Origin of the sequence: Neorhizobium galegae bv. orientalis str. HAMBI 540 (assembly GCF_000731315.1) — a bacterium.
In the GTDB taxonomy this organism is placed as follows: Bacteria; Pseudomonadota; Alphaproteobacteria; order Rhizobiales; family Rhizobiaceae; genus Neorhizobium; species Neorhizobium galegae.
Map to the genome: position 1 here is coordinate 978,478 of NZ_HG938354.1, position 20,260 is coordinate 998,737.

Consider the following 20,260-nt stretch of genomic DNA (forward strand, 5'->3'; position numbering starts at 1 on the left):
GCGGTCTATCGCTGACGTGGCCCCCGTGCGCACCGCGCGTACCGATAGAGCCTGCCTGCGCCCCTGGGTCCTATCTGGTCGGCTTGATACCCTGGTCGAAGGAGGCGCGCTCTATCCCGTGCCGTTGGAGCTTGTCGTAGAAGGTCTTTCTCGGAATTCCGAGCGCCTCGATCGTACGGCGGACATCGCCTCCGTTGCTGGCCAGCGTCTCCCGAAGGATTTCCGCTTCATGCTGGTTGAGGCGCCGGGGTAACGTCAAGGTGGCCGCCTCTGGTGAGGCCGTTGCCCTGTCGTCTTCGCCTGCAAGCCCGAGGACGAAACGCTCCGCAAAGTGGGACAGTTCGCGAACATTGCCGGGCCAATGGTGGGTTTCGAGGTGTTGGCGGGTAAAGGATGACAGAGCGGGTGTTTGACGGTTGAACCGCTTGGCGGCTCGTTCGCAAAAGAATCCGAACAGGAGGAGGATGTCGTCGCGCCGTTCACGCAGCGGCGGGATGGAGATGGTGACGACGTTGAGCCGGTAATAGAGGTCTTCCCTAAATGCGCCGCGTTGCGAGGGATCGCCGAGATCGACCTTGGCGGCGGCCACGACCCTCAGATCAATCGGCCGAGTCTCATTGGTGCCGAGAGGTGCCACTTCACGCGCTTCCAGGACGCGCAGCATGTGGATCTGCGTCGCGGGCGGCATGCTTTCGATCTCATCGAGGAAAAGCGTGCCGCCGCTCGAATATTCGATCCTACCGACCCGCTTTTTCTGCGCGCCGGTAAAAGCGCCGGGCTCGTGGCCGAACAATTCGCTTTCGATGATGGTTTCGGGAAGCGCGCCGCAATTGAGCGCGACAAAACTGCCCTTCGAGCGCCGGCTCCATCGATGGATCAGATTGGCAACGACCTCCTTGCCGCTGCCCGTCTCTCCGGTCACCAGAACGTCGACGTCGGTATCGGCAATCTGGCGAAGCGTTCTGCGCAGTCGCTCCATGGCGACGGTCTGGCCGATGAGCGGCAGGTCGTCGCGTGCCTGTTCGGCCACATCGCGGAGCGTCCTGTTCTCCAGGATCAGCCGCCGTTTTTCGGCAGCCCGGCGAATGGCCTGCACCAGACGGTCCGCCGGGAAAGGTTTGGTGATGAAATCGTAGGCCCCATCCTGCATCGCCTTGACGGCCATCGGTATGTCACCATGGCCGGTCATCAGGATAACAGGAAGGTCCGGATCGAGCTTGCGGACGCGGTCGAAGAGCTGCAGCCCGTCGATCTCGGGCATGCGGATGTCGGAAACGATGACGCCCGCGAAACTATCGTCGATCCGAACCAGCGCGTCGGAAGCCTTGGAAAATCGAGAGACTGCAAAACCCGCAAGCTCGATCGTCTGGGCGGTAGCCTTGAGAAGATCGGCGTCGTCGTCAACCAGAATGACAGGGGTTGGATTGCTCATGATGCCGCCTTGCGCAGATAGACAATGAAAGTCGTGCCGGTTTCGCCGCTTTCGACCTCGATGCGACCGCCGTAATCGGCGACGATATCCTTCGAAATAACCAGACCAAGACCAAGACCCTTTTCCTTGGACGTGTTGAACGGCGAAAAGAGCGAGCTTCTGATCGAGGGATCAATGCCGGGGCCATTGTCCGAGACGCGGATCACAATCTCGTCCGACAGCGTCTCCACGGAGACATTGACGCTTGCATCGATCCGGCCTTCCAGCGCTTCCAAGGCATTCTGGAACAGATTGATCAGTACCTGTTCGAGCCGGACGCGATTGCCGGTGACGGCAAGGCCGGACGGCGGCAGATCGATCGCGAGTATGTCCAGCCGCCCGGCGAAGCGGCTTCGCAAAAGAACGACCGCGCCTTCGATAGCACCCCGCAGATCGACGGCTTCGGGCGGCGTTCGTCCCTTGCGTCCGAAGGCCTTGAGTTCCTCGGTGATCATGCCGATGCGCTCCGTCAGCGCTGCGATCTCGCCGAGATTTTCCTCCGCCGAGGCTTTCCGGCCCCGTTGCAGGAAGATACGGGCATTGTCCGCATAGGCGCGGATTGTTGCGACCGGCTGGTTGATTTCATGGGCGACCCCGGCCGCAACCTGGCCAAGGATCGCAAGGCGGTTTGCCTGCACGAGCTCCTGCTGCACCACCTGGAGTTTTGACTCGGTACTGCGGTGATCGGCGATCTCTTCCTGGAGGAGGTCCCTGGCGCGGCTCAGATCGACGGTTCGTTCCGTGACACGACGTTCGAGCTCTTCGCGCAGGGTTTTCTCCGCAGCGATGCGAATGGTGATCATCTGCCGCCGCCTCAGAAGGAATGCGATCAGCGCCAGGATCGGAACAAGCACGGCAAGTGCAAGCAGCCGCGCCTCGCGTACCGCGGCTGCCACGGACGGCTCGGTCGGCACCAGATATTCAAGGCGCCAGGATGTCGAGGGGACCGGCGTCAGAAGGCGAAGATATTCGCCCTCGCTTGTTCCCGGCAAAACCGCCGAAACGATCGATGCGTCGTCGGAGAGAGGTTGCTGCCGCACGATCGGCAGAGGCGTCAAAGGGGCGTCGCCGAATTGCAGGCTCTGGCGGATGGCGCCGAGCCGCTCTGCCGGCAATGGCGCAGCCGTCGTGAAGCGCCAGGAGGGAACGCTGGTGATCAAAACGACACCATTGGCGTCGGTGACATAGACGGGACGGTTCGCATCCCGCCAATCGCTTTCAAGCTGGTCGAATTCCATCTTCACCACAACGACACCGAGGGCGCCGGCCTGGTTTTCGGCGCGCCGCGAGATATAGAGTCCCGGGCGCTTGCTGACGCTGCCCAAGGCGAAGTGCTCTGCCGTTCCGTTCTCCATTGCCCGTTGAAAATATTCGCGGAACGAATAGTCGTTGCCGACGAAGCTCAAGGGTTCGCGCCAGTTGCTGGACGCGACCGCGATGCCGTCCCTGCCGGTGACGTAGAGAACGGAGGCATGAGTGCCGGCCACGAGCCCTTCCAGTTTTCGGTCCAGGGCATCGACCGCTTCTGCGTCTCTCGATGCGAGCGCGCCGACCACCTGTTGATCCTCGGCCAGAAGCAGGGGAAGCGCGCGCGGTCTTTCGAGCACCGCACGCAACAGCGCAACCTTCAGATTGGCATCGGCGTGGCCCTGGGCGATGAGCGCTGCGACTGCGGAACTGCGGCCGTAATGACCGGCCGCATAAAGAGCGGATATCAGGATTGCGGTGGCTGTCAGGCCAAAGACGGGCCAGGTCGTCCGCGCGAACGCGGGAACCTTGACCGATTTCTCTCGATGACGCTGCTCAAGCATCGGTGAATTGTGTGCATAAATCCGCATGAAATGCAAAGGCTGATGCGGAAATCCGCACGGCCCGTCATGAAGCGGACCTTCCATGCCAAAATTTAAACGAGATAAATCAAATAGTTGGCAATATACGCCTCTTTGGCATGCATGTTGCTCCAGCAAGCCTGCAGCAACAGTAACGCCGCGCCCCGGGAGGCCGATTTGGTTGGGGCGCCATGGAGGATATGATGAACGCAACAATTTCCGATGCGCCAACGCACGGCAAGCTTCCTTTCTACCGCCACCTTTATTTTCAGGTTCTCGTGGCGATCGCCGCCGGCATCCTGCTCGGTCATTTCTATCCGGATACCGGCGCATCCCTGAAGCCGCTCGGCGATGCCTTCATCAAGCTGGTGAAGATGATCATCGCGCCGGTGATTTTCCTGACCGTCGCAACCGGTATCGCCGGCATGGCCGATCTGCAAAAGGTCGGGCGTGTCGCCGGCAAGGCGATGATCTACTTTCTGGTGTTTTCGACGCTCGCGCTTGCCGTTGGCCTGCTCGTCTCGAATATCGTTCAGCCGGGTGCCGGCATGCACATAGATCCGGCCACGCTCGACGCCAAGGCGATCGCGACCTATACGGCGAAGGCGCATGACGCCACGATCACCGGCTTTTTGATGAACATCATTCCGGATACGATCGTCGGTGCCTTTGCACAGGGCGATATCCTGCAGGTGCTGTTCTTTTCGGTTCTCTTCGGCATCGCGCTTGGCATGGTCGGCGAACGCGGTCGTCCAGTTGTTGACTTCCTGCAGGCGTTGACCGCACCGATCTTCCGTCTCGTGACCATCCTGATGAAGGCTGCCCCGATCGGCGCCTTCGGCGCCATGGCCTTTACCATCGGCAAATACGGCATCGGTTCGATTGCCAACCTTGCCATGCTGATCGGCACTTTCTATCTCACCTCGCTCCTCTTCGTTCTGATCGTCCTCGGTGCCGTCGCACGCTACAACGGCTTTTCGATCATCTCGCTCATCCGCTACATCAAGGAAGAACTGCTTCTTGTGCTCGGCACTTCCTCGTCGGAAGCGGCATTGCCCGGGCTGATGGCAAAGATGGAACGCGCCGGCTGCAAGCGCTCGGTGGTCGGTCTTGTCATTCCGACCGGCTATTCCTTCAATCTCGACGGTACCAACATCTACATGACGCTTGCCGCGCTCTTCATCGCCCAGGCGACCGACACGCCGATCGCGCTTGGCGACCAGATCCTGCTGCTGCTCGTCGCGATGTTGAGCTCGAAGGGAGCCGCAGGCATTACCGGAGCCGGCTTCATCACCCTGGCGGCGACCCTTTCGGTGGTTCCATCCGTGCCGGTCGCCGGCATGGCGCTGATCCTCGGCATCGACCGCTTCATGTCGGAATGCCGGGCGCTCACCAACCTGGTCGGCAATGCGGTCGCGACCGTCGTCGTCGCCCGCTGGGAAAACGAGCTGGACCCGACACAGTTCGCGGCCGCCATGGCAGGCAATGTCGACGCCGAAAACGCTGTGCTGATACCCTCAGCCCAGCCTGCCGAATAATCGTCTGCTTCTATCGCAGCCGAACAAAGGCCGCCGGCCAGCCGGCGGCCTTTGCCGTTTCCGCAGAACAGACGTGCTCTTGTCTCGGAATCAGCGCGGCTCTATTCTTCAGGCACGCCGTCGAGCAGGCCGTCATACACTTCGATGAGTGCATTGGTGATCGCCTGTCCCAGCGCATTGCCGGCTATTCGGACGTCGTCCTCGGTGCCGTCTCGTGAGGCTTTGGCCAGTTCAAAACCCTCTTCGGCGACGATCTGCTTGGCCACTTCGATAGCCCACAGCCCGAAGTCGCCGCGATTGTTTATGTTGATCGAGTCATCCATTGCGGTCTGCCTGTTGCTGGAGCCGCCTTCCTATATCGCCTCGGCAATGATGGACAGCGTCTATTCGCACAATATTTATCACCGCCGCGAACGATGTCCCGATCAATTCTTCATGGCTGGGCCACCCTCAGGCGTTGAAATAATGCCGGCGCGACAGGCGCGTCTGCACGTAGAGGCGTTCGCCGTAAGTCCCCGGCGCGTAGGCGCCGCCGCTTTCCTGCACCGGGATCGAGACGTTGCCGTCGCTCGGGAAGCGGGCGACGAATTCCTCATCGATATCGCAGCCGAGACCCGGCCCATTGGGGACCGCAAGCGACCCGCCTTCCTGGACAGGGTGCGGCACGATCGTGTGCTTACGGCCCTCCCAGTCGTCGTCGATCCGTTCGAGGATGAGTGCGTTCGGGATCGAGGCGAGCAGATGAAGTGCCGCATATTCCGCGACCGGACCGAGCGAGCCAGAATGCGGCGCCACCTGGATGTGATGCGCTTCCGCCATCGCGGCGATCTTCTTCATCTGGGTAATCCCGCCGGCGCGTCCGGTATCCGGCTGGATCACGTCGACCAGTTCCTCCTCGATCAGCTGCCGTTCGCCGAAGATGGTCGCGGTGCGTTCGCCGGCTGCGAGCGGGATATGGGCCGCGTCGCGGATACGCCGGTACCCTTCGACATTGTCCGGTGCGATCGGGTCTTCAACCCAAAGCAGTTCGTAGGGTTCGAGCTTGCGCACCAGACGGCAGGCATCGGCCGGCGTCATCCACGGCGGGCCGTGCAGATCGATCGCGATGTCCATCTCGTCGCCGACGGCATCGCGCAGCATGGCGACCTTGCGAACTGGATCGGAAACGCCGCCGCATTTGAGCGCCTTGATGCCGCGGTTCTTGAGGGAAAGCGCCTTTTCGACCGTGTTGGCATGCGAATAGATCGGAATTCGGTCGCGCAACTTGCCTCCGAGCAGGTTCCATACCGGCACGCCCAGCACCTTGCCCTTGATGTCCCACAGCGCCATGTCGATGCCGGTCACAGCGCCGCCACCGACCGTGCCGAGCATGCCGTGGCCCATCATGGCGATCGCCATCTTTTGCCACAGCTTTTCGATATGAGCCGGATCCTCCCCGATCAGAAGCGGGGCGAGATCCTTGATCGCGGTTTCGACGACACGCGGCCAGCCGGAGCATTCGCCGATGCCGGTAATGCCCTCGTCGGTATCGATTTTCAGGAAAAGCCAGTTGCGGGTTCCGCCGAAAGGCTGAGCCGACTTTGGCACCGGCACCGTCTGCCGTGTCTCAAGGTCGGGTGAGCCGACCTGCATGAGGAAAGTGCGAATGCCGGTGATCTTCATCCTGCCGTGCTCCCATTCTTGACCTGGCTGGGTTCGGTATAGCGGAACCGCCTGGAGCGATCGCGATCGCGCGGATCCGGCCGCGGAATGGCCGAGATAAGCGCTTGGGTATACGGGTGGTCCGGCGCATTGCAGACCTTGTCGGCCTCACCCACTTCGACAAGCTTGCCGCGATACATGACGCCTACCCGGTCGCACATGTAGCGAATGACCCCAATGTCGTGGCTGATGAAGATATAGGCGAGACCAAGATCGTCCTGCAGCCGCATCAGAAGATCGAGCACCTGGAAGCGCACGGAAACGTCGAGCGCCGAGGTCGCCTCGTCGGCGACGATGATGCGCGGGTTCAGCGTGATCGCCCGGGCGATGCCGATGCGCTGGCGCTGGCCGCCCGAAAACGCATGCGGGTAACGCTCGCGTCCGGCCGGATCGAGGCCGACCTGATCCATCAGGTGGCAGACCCGCTCGTCGAGTTCCTTGCCACGGGCGATGCCGTTGACCAGCAGGGGTTCGCCGATCACCTGTGCGACGGTCATGCGCGGATTGAGCGACCCGAACGGGTCCTGGAAAACCATGCGGAGTTCGCGCCGCGCGGCCTTCAGCTCGGCACCTTCGAGTTTGGCAAGATCGACGACCTTGCCGTCGGCGCGGCGATAAAGCATCTCGCCACCCGTCGGGTCGTAGAGACGCATGATCGAGCGGCCCATCGTCGTCTTGCCGGAGCCGCTCTCTCCCACGATACCGAGCGTCTCGCCGGGAAGCAGCGCGATCGAGACGTCGTTCAGCGCCTTCATGTCGCCGAAATGCATGGAAAGATTGCGGATGGTGAGGATCGGCTCGGCTGTCGTATCGAGCGGCGGGCGAGCAAGCCTGATTTCGGCCTTCTGCTCCAGCTTCAGCACCGAGCCGATCAGCATGCGCGTGTAAGGATCTTGCGGCGCATGGAAGATCTGCTCGACCGGTCCGTATTCCTTGGCGACGCCATGATGCATGACCAGCACGTCGTCGGCGATCTGGGCGACGACGCCCATGTCGTGGGTGATGAACAGCACGGCCATGCCAGTCGACTGCTGCAGCCGTTTGATCAGGTCGAGGATTTCGGCCTGGGTCGTCACGTCGAGCGCCGTGGTCGGCTCGTCGGCAATTAGCAGCTGCGGTTTGCAAGCAAGCGCCATGGCGATCATGGCGCGCTGACGCATGCCGCCGGAATACTGGAAGGCGTAGCGGTCGAGCGCCTTTTCCGGATCGGGAATCTCCACCTGCCGCAGCAGCGAGATTGCCTCCGTCCTTGCCTGCGCCTTGCTCATGTTGAGGTGCAGCCGCAGCACTTCGGTGATCTGGTCGCCGACCGTGTGCACCGGCGAGAGCGACGACATCGGCTCCTGGAAGATCATCGCGATGTCGCGGCCGCGCACCGAGCGGATCGCCCGGCTGCGCGGGTTGAGCTTGGCGAGGTCAAGCGACGTGCCGTCCGGGCGATGCAGTAAAATCGATCCGGAGGCAATCTCGCCGGGCGAGTCTATGATCTGCAGGATCGAGCGAGCGGTCACGGATTTCCCCGATCCGCTCTCACCGACGACGCAGAGCGTTTTGCCGGGCTCGATCGAGAAGGAAAGATCGTCCACGGCCCTGAAGACGCCGGTGCGGAGCGCAAACTCGGTCACCAGGTTCTTGACTTCGAGCAACGGCTTGCCCGCTGCAATCGAGGGGCGGGGGACGATGGAAAGGACATCGGTCATCGGCGCCTCACTTGTTATAGGGATCGGCCGCATCACGCAGGCCGTCGCCGAAGAGGTTGAGCGCCATGACGGCGACGACGACCGCAAGCCCCGGCATGAAGAGCCATGGAGCGGTGGCGATGGAGCGGATGTTCTGCGCTTCACGCAGCAGCACGCCCCAGGAGATCGTCGGCGGCTGCAGGCCAAGACCGAGGAACGACAGCGAGGTCTCCGCGAGGATCATCGCAGGCACCGCCAAAGTCATCGAGGCGATGATGTGGCTCGAGAAGCTTGGCAGCATGTGGCGGAAGATGATGCGACCTTCCGAGACGCCGTCAAGGCGTGCCGCGGCGACGAATTCCTCGGTGCGAAGCGACAGAAAGCGACCGCGCACGACGCGGGCAAGCTGCGCCCAACCGGTGAACGACAGGATGATGGTGATCATCATGTATTGGAGCGTTGCCGGCCAGCCCTGCGGCAATGCGGCCGCCAGCGCCAGCCAGATCGGAATCGTCGGTAGCGACAGCACGAAATCGATGACGCGCTGCATGACGAAATCGATCCGGCCGCCATAATAACCGGAGATGCCGCCGAGGACGATGCCGAGCAGCAGCGACAGGAAGACCCCGACCAGACCGATCGACAGCGATATCTGGGCACCCTGCACCGTGCGGCTATAGACGTCACGGCCGAGGCGATCGGCGCCGAACAGATAAAGCGGCTTGGTCTTGTCGGTGGTGGCGATCAGGTGAATGTCGGTCTCGAAAAGACCGAGTACCGAATAGGTGTAGCCTCGACCGAAAAAGGCGATCGGCACCTTCACCGTCGTATCTTCCGCGAAGACGGCGGCGAGCGTGTTCGGGTCCCGCGTCAGCTTCATCCCATAATAATGCGGTCCGATCTGGAAGCCGTTGGTGGTATCGAACAGGTGAAGGCTCTGCGGCGGGTGAAACGTCGAGCGGGCATTCTGCATGAACGGGTCGTTGATCGCGAAGAAGCCCGGTACGAGCGCAACGATATACATGGCAAGCGTGACGACGAGTGCCGCCATGGCGAGCTTATGCCGCTTGAAAGCCCACCAGATGAGCTGCCATTGCGAGGCAACGGCGGCGCGGTCCGGCCTGACATTGGTGATGGAGACATCGACCATGGGTGTTCTCCTATTCGAGCCGAATGCGCGGATCGACCAGCGCAAGCAGGATGTCGCTGACCAGCGAACCGATCAGGGTGAGCGCGCAGATCAAAAGCACGAAGGCGCCGGCCAGATACATGTCCTGTGCCATTAGCGACTGGAGGAGCAGCGGGGCGGCGGTCGGCAGGTTGAGGACGATCGCAACAACGACGGAACCGGAAATCAGGTTCGGCAGCAGCCAGGCAATCGTCGAGATGAACGGGTTGAGTGCGATCCGCAGCGGATATTTGATCAGCAGCCGGAACTCGGAAAGACCCTTGGCACGCGCCGTCGTCACATAAGGCTTCGGCAACTCGTCCAGCATATTGGCGCGCATGACGCGGATCAGGCTTGCGGTAGACGAGATCGCCAGGATCGCAACCGGCAGCCACAGATGCGTCAGCAGGTCGTACATCTTACCAAGGCTCCAGGAAGCCATCTCGTATTCCGGAGAGAAAAGCCCGCCGACGTCCGCGCCGAATTCGACAGCTGCGACATACATCAGCACCAGCGCCAGCAGGAAGGACGGGATAGACAGGCCGAAGAAGGTGAAGGCCGTGAAGGCATAGTCGCCGATCGAGTATTTCTTCACCGCGGAATAGACGCCGATCGGCAGCGCCAGCGCCCAGGTGGCGATCAGGCTTACGAGGGCCAGCACAAGAGTGAGCGCCATGCGCTCCCAGATCAGACCGGAGACAGGCTGTTGCCATTCGAACGAGATGCCGAAATCACCGCGGGTGAGGATGCCCCAGATCCATTTCAAATATTGTATCAACATCGGCTGGTCGAGGCCGAACCGCTCGCGCAGCTGTGCGGCGGTATTCTGGTCGACCACCTCGTTTGAAGACGCGAGAGTGGCAATGTAGGTGGTGACGAAGTCGCCGGGCGGGAGCTGGATCAGGACGAAGGCCAGGAAACTCACCGCAAACAGCGATGGGATCATCCAGAAAAGTCGCTTGACGATGAATTTCAGCATCGAACGCTCGCAATACGGATTGCACGGCATGCCGACGCGAGGCCAAAGGCTGTCGCTTCAACGTCCATGCAACGGGGCTGGAGGAGTGCCGCCGCCGATCAGACGGCGGCACCGGCGAGATAAATCCAGATCAGCTCGTGAAGGTGAACTGCTGTGGCAGAGCGGGACCCGGATTCGGCCAGGACCAGCTGTCCGGCTCCTTCTCAGGCACGTTGCGCAGATTGTTGCGGATGATGCCGAAGCCACCGACGGCAAGGCAGATCCCCATCACTTCGAAGTCCTCGGCAGCCAGATCGAAGATCTGCTTCATGACTTCCCCGCGCTTGGCGAGATCGGCCGTCGAGCGGGCGGCGTCGAAGAGCTTCATACGCTTCTTCTGGCTCTCCGGTGGTTCCTCACCCTTCTGGCCGTTCGACGTGTACCAGAGCGTCCACGGGATCGCGTAGCGCGAACCCTGTGGGTGGAACGCGAAGTAGTCGCGCGGATCGAGCATCGGATCGAGACCGCCCGGGCCCGGCCAGACCTGCGCGTCGTGCGCATTGTCGTCGCCGCGGGTGTAATACAGCGCGCGCTCGATCGTATTGACCTTCATGTCGATGCCGATCTTGGCCCAATGCGCCTTCACCAGTTCCAGCGTGTCCACGAGGTCCGGATAAAGCGTCGGGATGACGTCCACCGCAAAGAAGATCGGTTGGCCATCCGGCCGCAGCCGAATCCCGTTGCCGTTCTTCTTGTCCAGGCCCGCCTTGTCCAGGAGGGCATTGGCCTTGTCCGGGGCGTATTCGGTGAACTGCCGCGCAAGCTTCTCATGGTACCAGGGATGACCGGGCCGCGGACCGGTCTGGTAACCTTCGCTCTGGCCGAAATAGACGATGTCGATGATTTCCTGGCGATTGATGCCCGTCGACAGAGCCTGACGGAAGGACTTGTCGGCGAAGATCTTGCGCAACACCGGGTCTTTGTGGGTCATGTTCAGATAGAGCGAGCATTGCTGTGCCGCGGACGGCACCAGCGTCATCAGGCGATAATCGCCCTTCTTCATGTTCTGCGACAGGGTCGGCTTGTTGGCGAGCACGCTGATGTGGCGCTCCTGAATGTCGATCTTGCCGGAGATGACGTTCAGCATCAGGGATTCGACGTCCTGAGAGATGCCGAAATTCAACTCGTCGATATAAGGAAGCTGGTTGCCTTCCGTATCGACCTGCCAGAAGTAGGGATTGCGGGTCATGACGACGCGGGTTGCACCGCCCGAATAGGGCTCCTTGACGACCCAGGGATCCATTGTCGGCTTTTCGACATTCGACCAGCGAGACGGGATTTCGATATCGCCGCACTTGGAACGGAAAAGCTCCGTCCATCCTGCCGCTCCGGCCGCCTTCGCGTCCGCATCGAGATTCGGGTTATATTTCGGAAGGAACTTGCTGCAGTAGTGCTTGGCAAACAGCGTCGGATGCTGGCCAAGCGGGGTCGCCAGGTTTTCCAGATAGAGCGCGTTCGCAGCAGCGAAGGTGAACTTGACGGTGTAGTCGTCAATTTTCTCGACGAGCACCGGCTTGCCGGCGACGGCAAGCTGGGCCGGCGTGGAGCTGTAAAGCTCCTTGTTCTTGACCACATCCTCGATCGCGAACACCACATCGTCGGCCGTGAACGGATGACCGTCGGACCATTTCGCCCCCTTCAGCAGATGAAAGGTGAACTGCGAGGCGTCGGCATTGACTTCCCACTTCTCGGCAAGGTTCGGCAGTACTGCGGTAAAGTCCATATTCCAACGGACAAGGCCCTGGTTGCCGACCATGCGCAGGATGCCGTTGTGGTCGGACGAGCCGCGCAGGCCGCGTCGCAACGTACCGCCATACGTGCCGATTTTTTCCCAGGGCTTCACCACCATGGGGGTTTGCGGCAGCCGTTCGGCCAGCGGCGGAAGCTTTCCGTCCTTTACCAGAGCTGCCAGTTGCGGTGCTTCCTTGGCCCCGGCAGCGCTCGCGCTGCCGCCCGCCATGGACAGGGCCACTGCCCCGCTGACACCCGCCAGGAATGTCCGGCGGGTTACGCCGGAAGACATGATTTCATCGTCGCGCATAGATCTCCTCCCAATTCAGACCGTGCCGACCTGGTTGACGATCCGGCAGGTTTCCCAGCTAACAGACCGCCATGGACCTCCATCCCATCGGCAAACGGGACCATAACCGGTTTTCAGATGATTACAAGTATTGACAGATTTTGACAGGCTCAATAGTCCTACCTCCCAAAAGCATGCCGAACGGGAGGAGACGCATGACTTACTATCCTCAAGACGTGGCCAATCCCCAAGACGTAGCGGCGGAAGCCGTCGTCGAAGAATGGCTCAAGGCAGGCTGCAGGATTTCTGGTCTCCATCCTTCGGAAGAAGAAGCGCAGCCCGAGTTCCTCGAATGGGGACGTGAAAAGGGACGTTGATGAACCAGGCCGGCGTGATAGCGGCAGCCAAGGCGGAGCCTCGCTTCAGCGACATCATCTACGAGAGGATCGTGGAAATGATCGCCGATGGCCGTTTTCCAGTCAATGAAAGGCTTCCGTCGGAACCCAATCTCTCCGTGATGTTCGGCGCGTCACGGCCGGTCGTGCGCGAGGCCCTGGAGCGTCTTCGTGCCGACCAGTTGATCGTCTCGCGCAAAGGCTCCGGTTCATACGTGCGGCAGCGGCCCGACTCTTCAGTCCTCAACCAGGTCCCGGTCGGTTCACTGGCCGACGTCCAGCGGTTTTTCGAATTCCGGGCAGGCCTCGAGGCGGAAGCTGCGGCACTCGCGGCGCGCAACTGGCAGGTTAACGACAAGGTCCGCATCATGGCGGCGCTTGCGGCACTCGAGCACTGCCTGGAGGTCGGAGAACTGGGTGCCGAGGAGGACCAAAGGCTGCATGACGCCATCGCCATGGCGACCGGCAATCAGTTCCACATGATCGTCCGGGAGTGGTTCAAACCGCATTTTTCGATCGGCATGTCGGTGACGCGGAGCCTCAGCCTCAAGCGGACGCCGCTACACGTCCGCCATGTGCAGGACGAACATGCGGCAATCGTGGAAGCTGTCCTGGCCCGCCGGGAAACGGATGCGCACAACGCCATGAAAACACATATCCTGAATGCGCGCGCCCGCATGTTCCAAGGCGTCGAGGCTCAATCTATCGACGCCTGATGGTGGACGCGGGGAAACGCTGCAAGGAGAAGCATTTTGAAACGGATCGCAATAACCGGAGGGGCGGGCCGCATTGCCACGCAGCTCAGGGATTTTCTGCGCCCTGTCGTGCAGCATATCAGGCTGATCGATGTCAGGCCGGCGAACGCGCTTGCATCGAACGAAAGTTTTTTCGAAGGCAATCTCGCGGATGCAGATGCGATGCGCGCCGCCCTCGACGGGATGGACGGCGTCATCCATCTTGGCGGTCTGCCGAACGAGGCAGGCATCGACGACATGCTTCAGACAAATATCCTCGGTACCTACAATCTCTACGATGCAGCACGCGCAACCGGCGTGAACCGCGTTGTTTTTGCCTCCAGCAATCACGCAACCGGCTTTTATCCGCGGTCCGAAACGATTACACCGTTCGATGTTCCCCGCCCCGACACGCGTTACGGCCTGTCAAAATGCTGGGGCGAGATGGTGGCGGGTTTTTATTACGACAAGGCTGGCATCTCAACGCTGTCGATCCGCATCGGCAACGCTGCCGCCTATCCAAACAGCGAACGCACGGCTGCCATCTGGATCAGTCCCCGCGACCTTTACCAACTCGTCTGGATCGGCCTTACCCAACCGGAAATCGCTGCCGCTGTCGTATACGGCGTTTCGCGGAACGATTCCGGCTGGTGGCGCGACGAAACTGCCGAGCGCCTCGGTTATCGCCCGCAGGACCATAGTCACGATCACCTGCGTATCGAGCAGGCAACCGAAAGTGCAGTGGCCGCATTCTTTCAGGGGGGCAGCTTCTGCGAAACCGAACACGACGGGCAAGTCAGGCAGCGCGACAGAAATGGCCTGATCATTCCCAGGAGGGCTGAATCGTGAGCAAACCGGACATCATCACCCCGAAGGTGCGACGGGTCATCGACTTTCCGCTGAAAGTCGGCGAATCGCCCACCTGGGATGACCGCACCGGCGATCTCTGGCTGGTCGACATCCTGGCGCCGGCAGCGATCTGCCTGCGCGCCAACGGACAGGTCGACCGGTACGACATGCCGCACAAGATCGGCTGCCTGGCACTCTGCGAAAGCGGCGATATCGCCGTCGCGCTCGAAAACGGCGTTCATCTCCTGAACCCGAAAACCGGGACGATGAAGCTGCTCTGCGATCCCGACGGCGGGCGCCCCGACAGCCGGCTCAATGACGGCAAGGTCGGCCCCGACGGCTGCTTCTGGGTCGGCACCCGTGACGAGGCTATCCCGCAGACCGGCAATGCCCGCCTTTATCGCGTCATGCCCGACGGCTCCTTCACCACGATCATCGATGGCGGGCTGCTGACCTCCAATGGCCTTGCCTGGAGCCCGGACGGCCGAACCATGTATCACTCGGACAGCAGCGGCCTTTTTGCCCAAGTCTTCGATTTCGATCCGCAGAAGGGCGTCACCGGCCCCCCTCGCCGGCTGCACGACTTCGCCCCGGAAGAAGGCCGGCCGGATGGCGCCGCCATGGATGCGAATGGTTTCTACTGGATCGCGGGCATCCTGTCTGGTGGCGTCAACCGGCTGTCGCCGGAGGGCGAGGTCGTCGAGATCTACAAAATGCCGGCGAAATCACCGACCATGCCCTGCTTCGGCGGGCCGGATCTCGCGACGATCTACGTCACCACCCTCTCCACCGACAACAACGGCACGTTCGAGCACGGGACGCTCTTCGCCTTCGAGGCCGGCATCCGCGGCACACCCGTCCACCGTTTCAGGATTTGAACCCTTGGCCGACCGTTGAAGCAGATTTGTGCGCATTGATGAAGACCCGCCATGGGGCAAGCCGCCTCCGGCCAAGTTGCGTCTCAGGGTTTCGACTGTTTCAAATGGTTTCAGCGCAGAGGGAACTTTCGATGCTACCCGCGGTTAGGAGGCCGTTGAGATAACCGAGAGGAAACATTTCATGATCGTAAAACTTCTCACTGTGAGCGCTCTTGCACTTGGTCTTGCTACTTCCGCATTCGCACAGGGTACTGGCGGCGGCACCGGTTCCGGGGGTTCGGGTTCGACCGGCACTTCAGGCACCGGCACATCGACCGATGCCACCGGCACTGGGGCCACTGGCACTGGAGCCGGAGGCGTGATAGCGCCCGATACGGCAACGACGGGCAGCACCAACGCGCAAGGCGCGGGCAATGCGGGCAGCACCAACGCCAATTGCGGCAAGAGCCCGACCACTGCGGGGGCAAACGGCACCAACGCGTCGACCTCCAACCCGAACAGCCCGACGAACCAGGCAAACTCGTGCTGATTCCGATCCCGCAACATTTCGTTGCCTCAAGCCCCGTAACCCTAACCGGCTACGGGGCTTTTTGATATTCTCAAAAGTAAGCACCGCTCGAGCAACGGCGTTGACCGGGCGCGCTGGCTCGGTTAGTTGTTTGGCCGCAGCGATGAAACCCGCGCTGTCGTAGGCGTTACCGTCATCCAACGCGTCCTTTGTCGAGAAGGTCCCAGCAGGGAGGACTCGACTTTGAAGGCGCGCGGTATGGATTTACATTGTCACCCAAGGCCGATCTTTCGCCAAGACCAAGGAAACCTGGTCTTCGATAAGGGCGCTCGTATGGGTTTCGGTGACTACGCCGTTGCCTTTCCTTGAACGTAATACTTTGGAAAGGTTCCAACAATGAGAATGACCGACAACACTATACTGATCACCGGCGGCACGAGCGGGATTGGCCGTGCGCTTGCCGAAGCTCTTCATGATCGAGGCAACCGCGTCATCGTAACCGGACGGCGGCAGGACCTGCTGGAAAGCATCGCGGCCGGTCGCCCCGGCATTGTCGGGATGCACCTCGACTTAGGCGATCCCCACTCGCTGACGCGCCTGGCGAGCGACGTCCGCGGGCGGTTCCCCGACTTGAACGTGCTGATAGCCAACGCCGGGATTTCTCGAACTGAGGATATTGCGTCTGGTGATTGGAAGGTGGCCGAGGCCGAAGCGATTGTGCAGACGAATATCCTCGGTGTGCTGCGCGTGATTGCCGCCTTCCTGCCGACATTGAGGAAGCAACGTCAGGCAGCTATCATGGCAACCAGTTCCGCGCTCGCCTTCGTGCCTCGCGCCGACTTTGCCACATATTGCGCGAGCAAGGCGTTCCTGCATTCATGGCTGGTCTCGCTGCGCCACCAGCTTCGCACCTTGCCTGTCGAGGTTCTCGAATTGTCGCCGCCCTATGTCCAGACCGAGTTGACGGGCACCGCACAGGCTGCCGACCCTCGCGCGATGCCTCTGGGCTCTTATATTTCGGAGGTGATGGCGATGCTTGAGCATGGCAACCACCCGCGCGGCGAGTTGCTCCTCGAACGCGATCAGGCCCGCCGCTGGGCTGAACGCGACGGGACTTACGACAACATGTTTGCCGCCATCAATCGCGCCTAAAAGGGGGCCGCACGATCCCTTGGCCTGCCAGCCGACTTACCTCCAACTGAGCAAGTGAGCTACATGGCGAACCGCCTGGAGACAAGAACCAGGAGTACAAGCGGCCCTCCAAAAAGGGCCGCCATCATGATGGCGGAGAAGAGAAACCTGCCGAACAGGCGGAGAAGGGTTTTACGGGTCATTGCTTTGCAGATTTCGGCGATTGAAGTTCGTTTTCGCTGGTCGAATGCGTCCGCACCCTCCCCCCAATCCAGTGCGCCAGACTGTCGATGTAGGAGAGGATGACAGGCACGACGATCAAGGTCAGCAGGGTAGAGCTGACAAGGCCGCCGATGACGGCATGCGCCATCGGGGCCCGTTGCGCGCCACCGCCGCCGGCCGCCATCGCGAGCGGGATCATGCCAGCGATCATCGCGAGCGATGTCATGATGATCGGCCGGAACCGTACCGCGCCTGCATTGACCAGCGCCTCGCTGAGGGCCAAACCCTGCCGGCGCTCCCGATTGGCAAAATCGACCAACAGGATGCCGTTCTTGGTAACGAGCCCCATCAGCATGATGAAGCCGATCATCGAGAACATGTTGATGGTACTTCCCGCGATCATGAGGCCAATAAGCACGCCGACCAGCGACAGGGGAAGTGCCGCCATGATCGCGATCGGCTGGGTGAAGCTTCCAAACTGGGACGCCAACACGACATAGATGAAGATCACCGCCATCGTCAGCGCCTTGAACATGCCGCCTGTCGCTTTCTCAATGTCCTCGGAATCGCCACCGAATTTTATGCGGTAGCCCGCCGGAAGATCTTGCTTGGCTACCATGGCTTCCAGTTCGGCTGTGACATCCCCCGCCGCTCGGCCAGATATATCCGCCGAGATCAGGATCTCTCTGGACATGTCGAGACGACGGATTTCGGAGGCCGCCGGGACGACTGCAATGTCCGCGACCTGATCCAGCCGGACCATGCGCGGGCTACCGCTTGCGTCATCGCCTGGGACTTTGATCATCAACTCCCCGAGAGCGGCGGTGTTGGAGCGCTGGTCGCGGGGAAGCCGGACGACAACGTCGTAGGTCTGTCCGCGCGTATCGGTCCAGATGGAAACGTCTTCGCCGCCGATCAGCGGCGAGAGCATTCCGGCCAACTCGGAGATACCGATGCCCAAATCACTCGCCTGCTCACGCTTGAGCCGAACGGAAAGGATGGAATTTTCCTCGCCAGCGCTTGAATTGATGTCCACCATGCCGGGCATCCCGCGCATGCCTGTGATCAGATCCGCCGCGATCTTCTCCAGCACCCGCTGATCGTCACCGAGGATGCTCAGTTGGATCGGACTAGCGCCTCCGCCCAGGCCCTCCTGGATGATGGCGATCTTGATTCCCGGTATGACGGAAAGGCGTTCCCGGATGGGGCCCGCGATGGCGGCAGGCGTCCGTTTGCGTTGCTCCAGCGGCACGAGGCTGACGAGAATAGCGGCTTTATGTTTGCCCATGGTGCTGCCGGTGTTGATCGTCGAGTAGACCGAAGCAACTTCCGGAAACTCATGCAGCGCGTTCTCGATCTGCCCCACCTTGGCGCGCGTGTAATCCAATGAAGAACCTGCCGGCGTCGTCACGTTGATCTGGAATCGACCTTCGTCCGCATTGGGAACGAATTCGACACCCACCAGAGGAACCATCAAAATGCTGCCGACGAGGATGCCGCCAGTTAGTGCGAGCGTGATGAAACGATGTCGCAGGGTCCAGCGGATGATCTGCCGATAGCGATCGGCGAGCCTTTCGAACCCGGCATCGAAGCGCGCGATCAGCCGTCCGACCGGTCCGCGCCTTGCGCCGGGCTCGGCGTCGGGATCATGCCAGACGCTGGAAAGCATCGGGTCGAGGGTGAAGGCGACGAACAGCGAGATCAGCACGGCAGCGGAAACTGTGACCCCGAACTCGTAGAAAAAGCGCCCAATCATGCCTTCCATGAACGCGACAGGCAGGAAGACCGCGACGATCGTGGCGGTCGTCGCCGTCACGGCGAGCCCGATTTCGCTGGTGCCATCGAGAGCCGCCTTGAGATGCGATTTGCCCATGTGAAGATGACGCATGATGTTCTCGCGCACCACGATCGCATCATCGACAAGAATGCCGATCGAGAGCGTCAATGCCAGCAGGCTGAGCATGTTGAGCGTGAAGCCGAGAAAATCGATGACAGCCAGCGTGCCAATCATGGCGATTGGAAGCGTCAGCCCCGTGATCACCGTGCTTCGCCATGAGTTGAGGAACAGGAAAACGATGGCGACCGCCAATGCCGCTCCCTCGATCAATGTCGATTGCACCTGGCCGAGCGACTCCTGAATGAGGGTCGAGGCGTCCGTGATGATTTGAAGCCGCATGTTTTGGGCGCTGAGTTCGGCGTTCAGCTGATCGAGCCGCTTGCGTACATCGCTCACCACCTGCACGGTATTGGCATCCCGGACCTTGACGATGGCGACGGCGAGCGCTGATTCGCCGTTATAGATCGCACGACTTTCCGGATCCGCGGCGCCATCCTTTACGGTGGCAACATCGCGGAGATAGACAGCTCCACCGCCGCGGCGAGCGACGATCATATCCAGGAGATCCTTCGGTTCCGCAATCCGCCCCTGCACCTGAATAGTGCGGTCCGTCAGACCACTGATCACGCTTCCGGCAGGCTTGTTCTGATTGGCAGCCCGGAGGGCCTTGATGACTTCGTCAACGCCGATCCCCAATGCGCGCAGCCGCGTCTCATCGATGCTGATATCGACCTGCCGTTTCTGCCCGCCGATCAGCGTCGCCTGCCCGACCCCGGCTATCGTCGTCAGTTGGCGCAACACGCGCTGGTCGGCGATCGTTGTGAGTTCGGGCATTCCGAGAGAGGGCGAACTGATCGCCATCGAAAGTATCGGTTCGTCCGATGGATTGAACCGCGCCACCACAGGTTTGTCGGCTTCCTCCGGAAGGTCTGCTTCGAGGGCTGCTATCTTGTCGCGGACGTCCTGCGCTGCCGTCGTGCTCTCCACCTCCAGCTTGAACTGGGCGATTATGACCGACCGTCCTTCGTAGGAGGTCGACGTGATTTCATCGAGGCCGCTGATCGTATTGAGCGCCTCCTCGACGGGCCTGGTCACCTCCGTCTCGATGGTTTCGGGCGTCGCACCTGGATAGGTCGTCGTGACCACGACAACCGGGACGTCGACATTCGGAAACTGGTCGACGCCGAGGCGCTGGTAGGAAAACGCGCCAAGCACAAGTAGCACCACCATCATCATGGTGGCGAAGACGGGATGACCGATCGAAATGCGGGTCAGAAACATG

The 20,260-nt window shown here is 61.2% G+C and carries 16 protein-coding genes; 7 read left to right on the forward strand and 9 right to left on the reverse strand.

Features of this window, described 5'->3' with window-relative positions; translation table 11 throughout:
* Positions 1 to 70: 70 nt before the first annotated feature.
* Positions 71 to 1,432: a sigma-54-dependent transcriptional regulator gene (locus RG540_RS27175; protein WP_041365146.1), complete on the reverse strand. Its 1,362-nt coding sequence runs from the start codon at positions 1,430 to 1,432 to the stop codon at positions 71 to 73.
* On the reverse strand, positions 1,429 to 3,282 hold the full coding sequence (locus RG540_RS27180; protein WP_244446712.1) for a sensor histidine kinase: 1,854 nt from the start codon (positions 3,280 to 3,282) through the stop codon (positions 1,429 to 1,431). Before RG540_RS27180 ends, RG540_RS27175 begins: the two co-directional genes overlap by 4 nt.
* A 209-nt stretch (positions 3,283 to 3,491) precedes the next feature.
* Here RG540_RS27180 and RG540_RS27185 point away from each other — a divergent pair, with 209 nt between their 5' ends.
* On the forward strand, positions 3,492 to 4,838 hold the full coding sequence (locus RG540_RS27185; RefSeq protein WP_155414829.1) for a dicarboxylate/amino acid:cation symporter: 1,347 nt from the start codon (positions 3,492 to 3,494) through the stop codon (positions 4,836 to 4,838).
* Positions 4,839 to 4,939: 101 nt separating this feature from the next.
* On the opposite strand, the gene RG540_RS27190 is transcribed toward RG540_RS27185, so the two are convergent.
* From RG540_RS27190 to RG540_RS27215, 6 genes are all read right to left on the reverse strand, one after another.
* Complete coding sequence (locus RG540_RS27190; protein ID WP_041365150.1) at positions 4,940 to 5,161, reverse strand: hypothetical protein; 222 nt, start codon at positions 5,159 to 5,161, stop codon at positions 4,940 to 4,942.
* A gap of 127 nt (positions 5,162 to 5,288) precedes the next feature.
* The gene (locus tag RG540_RS27195; protein WP_041365152.1) at positions 5,289 to 6,500 is read right to left on the reverse strand and encodes a mandelate racemase/muconate lactonizing enzyme family protein; all 1,212 of its coding nucleotides are present in this window, start codon (positions 6,498 to 6,500) and stop codon (positions 5,289 to 5,291) included.
* Entirely contained in the window at positions 6,497 to 8,239 is a 1,743-nt protein-coding gene (locus RG540_RS27200; protein ID WP_041365154.1) for an ABC transporter ATP-binding protein, read from the reverse strand. Before RG540_RS27200 ends, RG540_RS27195 begins: the two co-directional genes overlap by 4 nt.
* Positions 8,240 to 8,246: 7 nt before the next feature.
* Positions 8,247 to 9,368 (reverse strand): ABC transporter permease, encoded by a 1,122-nt coding sequence (locus tag RG540_RS27205; protein ID WP_041365156.1) that lies wholly within the window; start codon positions 9,366 to 9,368, stop codon positions 8,247 to 8,249.
* Positions 9,369 to 9,378: 10 nt separating this feature from the next.
* Positions 9,379 to 10,365, reverse strand: coding sequence for an ABC transporter permease (locus tag RG540_RS27210; RefSeq protein WP_041365158.1), 987 nt, complete (start codon positions 10,363 to 10,365; stop codon positions 9,379 to 9,381).
* A 130-nt stretch (positions 10,366 to 10,495) separates the two neighbouring features.
* Positions 10,496 to 12,445 carry an ABC transporter substrate-binding protein gene (locus RG540_RS27215; protein WP_041365159.1) on the reverse strand — a complete coding sequence of 650 codons (1,950 nt, stop codon included), beginning with the start codon at positions 12,443 to 12,445 and terminating at the stop codon, positions 10,496 to 10,498.
* 194 nt (positions 12,446 to 12,639) lie between these two features.
* On the opposite strand from RG540_RS27215, the gene RG540_RS32990 reads away from it, so the two are divergent.
* The 6 genes from RG540_RS32990 to RG540_RS27240 all read left to right on the forward strand — a co-directional run bounded on the left by RG540_RS32990 (position 12,640) and on the right by RG540_RS27240 (position 16,940).
* Positions 12,640 to 12,801 carry a hypothetical protein gene (locus tag RG540_RS32990; protein ID WP_174479307.1) on the forward strand — a complete coding sequence of 54 codons (162 nt, stop codon included), beginning with the start codon at positions 12,640 to 12,642 and terminating at the stop codon, positions 12,799 to 12,801.
* On the forward strand, positions 12,801 to 13,535 hold the full coding sequence (locus RG540_RS27220; protein ID WP_041365161.1) for a FadR/GntR family transcriptional regulator: 735 nt from the start codon (positions 12,801 to 12,803) through the stop codon (positions 13,533 to 13,535). Before RG540_RS32990 ends, RG540_RS27220 begins: the two co-directional genes overlap by 1 nt.
* A 36-nt stretch (positions 13,536 to 13,571) precedes the next feature.
* Complete coding sequence (locus tag RG540_RS27225; RefSeq protein WP_041365163.1) at positions 13,572 to 14,402, forward strand: NAD-dependent epimerase/dehydratase family protein; 831 nt, start codon at positions 13,572 to 13,574, stop codon at positions 14,400 to 14,402.
* Positions 14,399 to 15,280 (forward strand): SMP-30/gluconolactonase/LRE family protein, encoded by an 882-nt coding sequence (locus RG540_RS27230; protein WP_041365165.1) that lies wholly within the window; start codon positions 14,399 to 14,401, stop codon positions 15,278 to 15,280. Before RG540_RS27225 ends, RG540_RS27230 begins: the two co-directional genes overlap by 4 nt.
* Positions 15,281 to 15,461: 181 nt before the next feature.
* Entirely contained in the window at positions 15,462 to 15,809 is a 348-nt protein-coding gene (locus RG540_RS27235) for a hypothetical protein (protein WP_041365167.1), read from the forward strand.
* Positions 15,810 to 16,184: 375 nt separating this feature from the next.
* A complete protein-coding gene (locus RG540_RS27240) occupies positions 16,185 to 16,940 on the forward strand; it encodes an SDR family oxidoreductase (protein ID WP_041365169.1) in 756 nt (251 codons plus the stop codon).
* A gap of 178 nt (positions 16,941 to 17,118) precedes the next feature.
* Here RG540_RS27240 and RG540_RS27245 read toward each other — a convergent pair whose 3' ends face one another.
* Positions 17,119 to 20,259 (reverse strand): efflux RND transporter permease subunit, encoded by a 3,141-nt coding sequence (locus RG540_RS27245; protein WP_046601843.1) that lies wholly within the window; start codon positions 20,257 to 20,259, stop codon positions 17,119 to 17,121.
* Position 20,260: the final 1 nt, after the last annotated feature.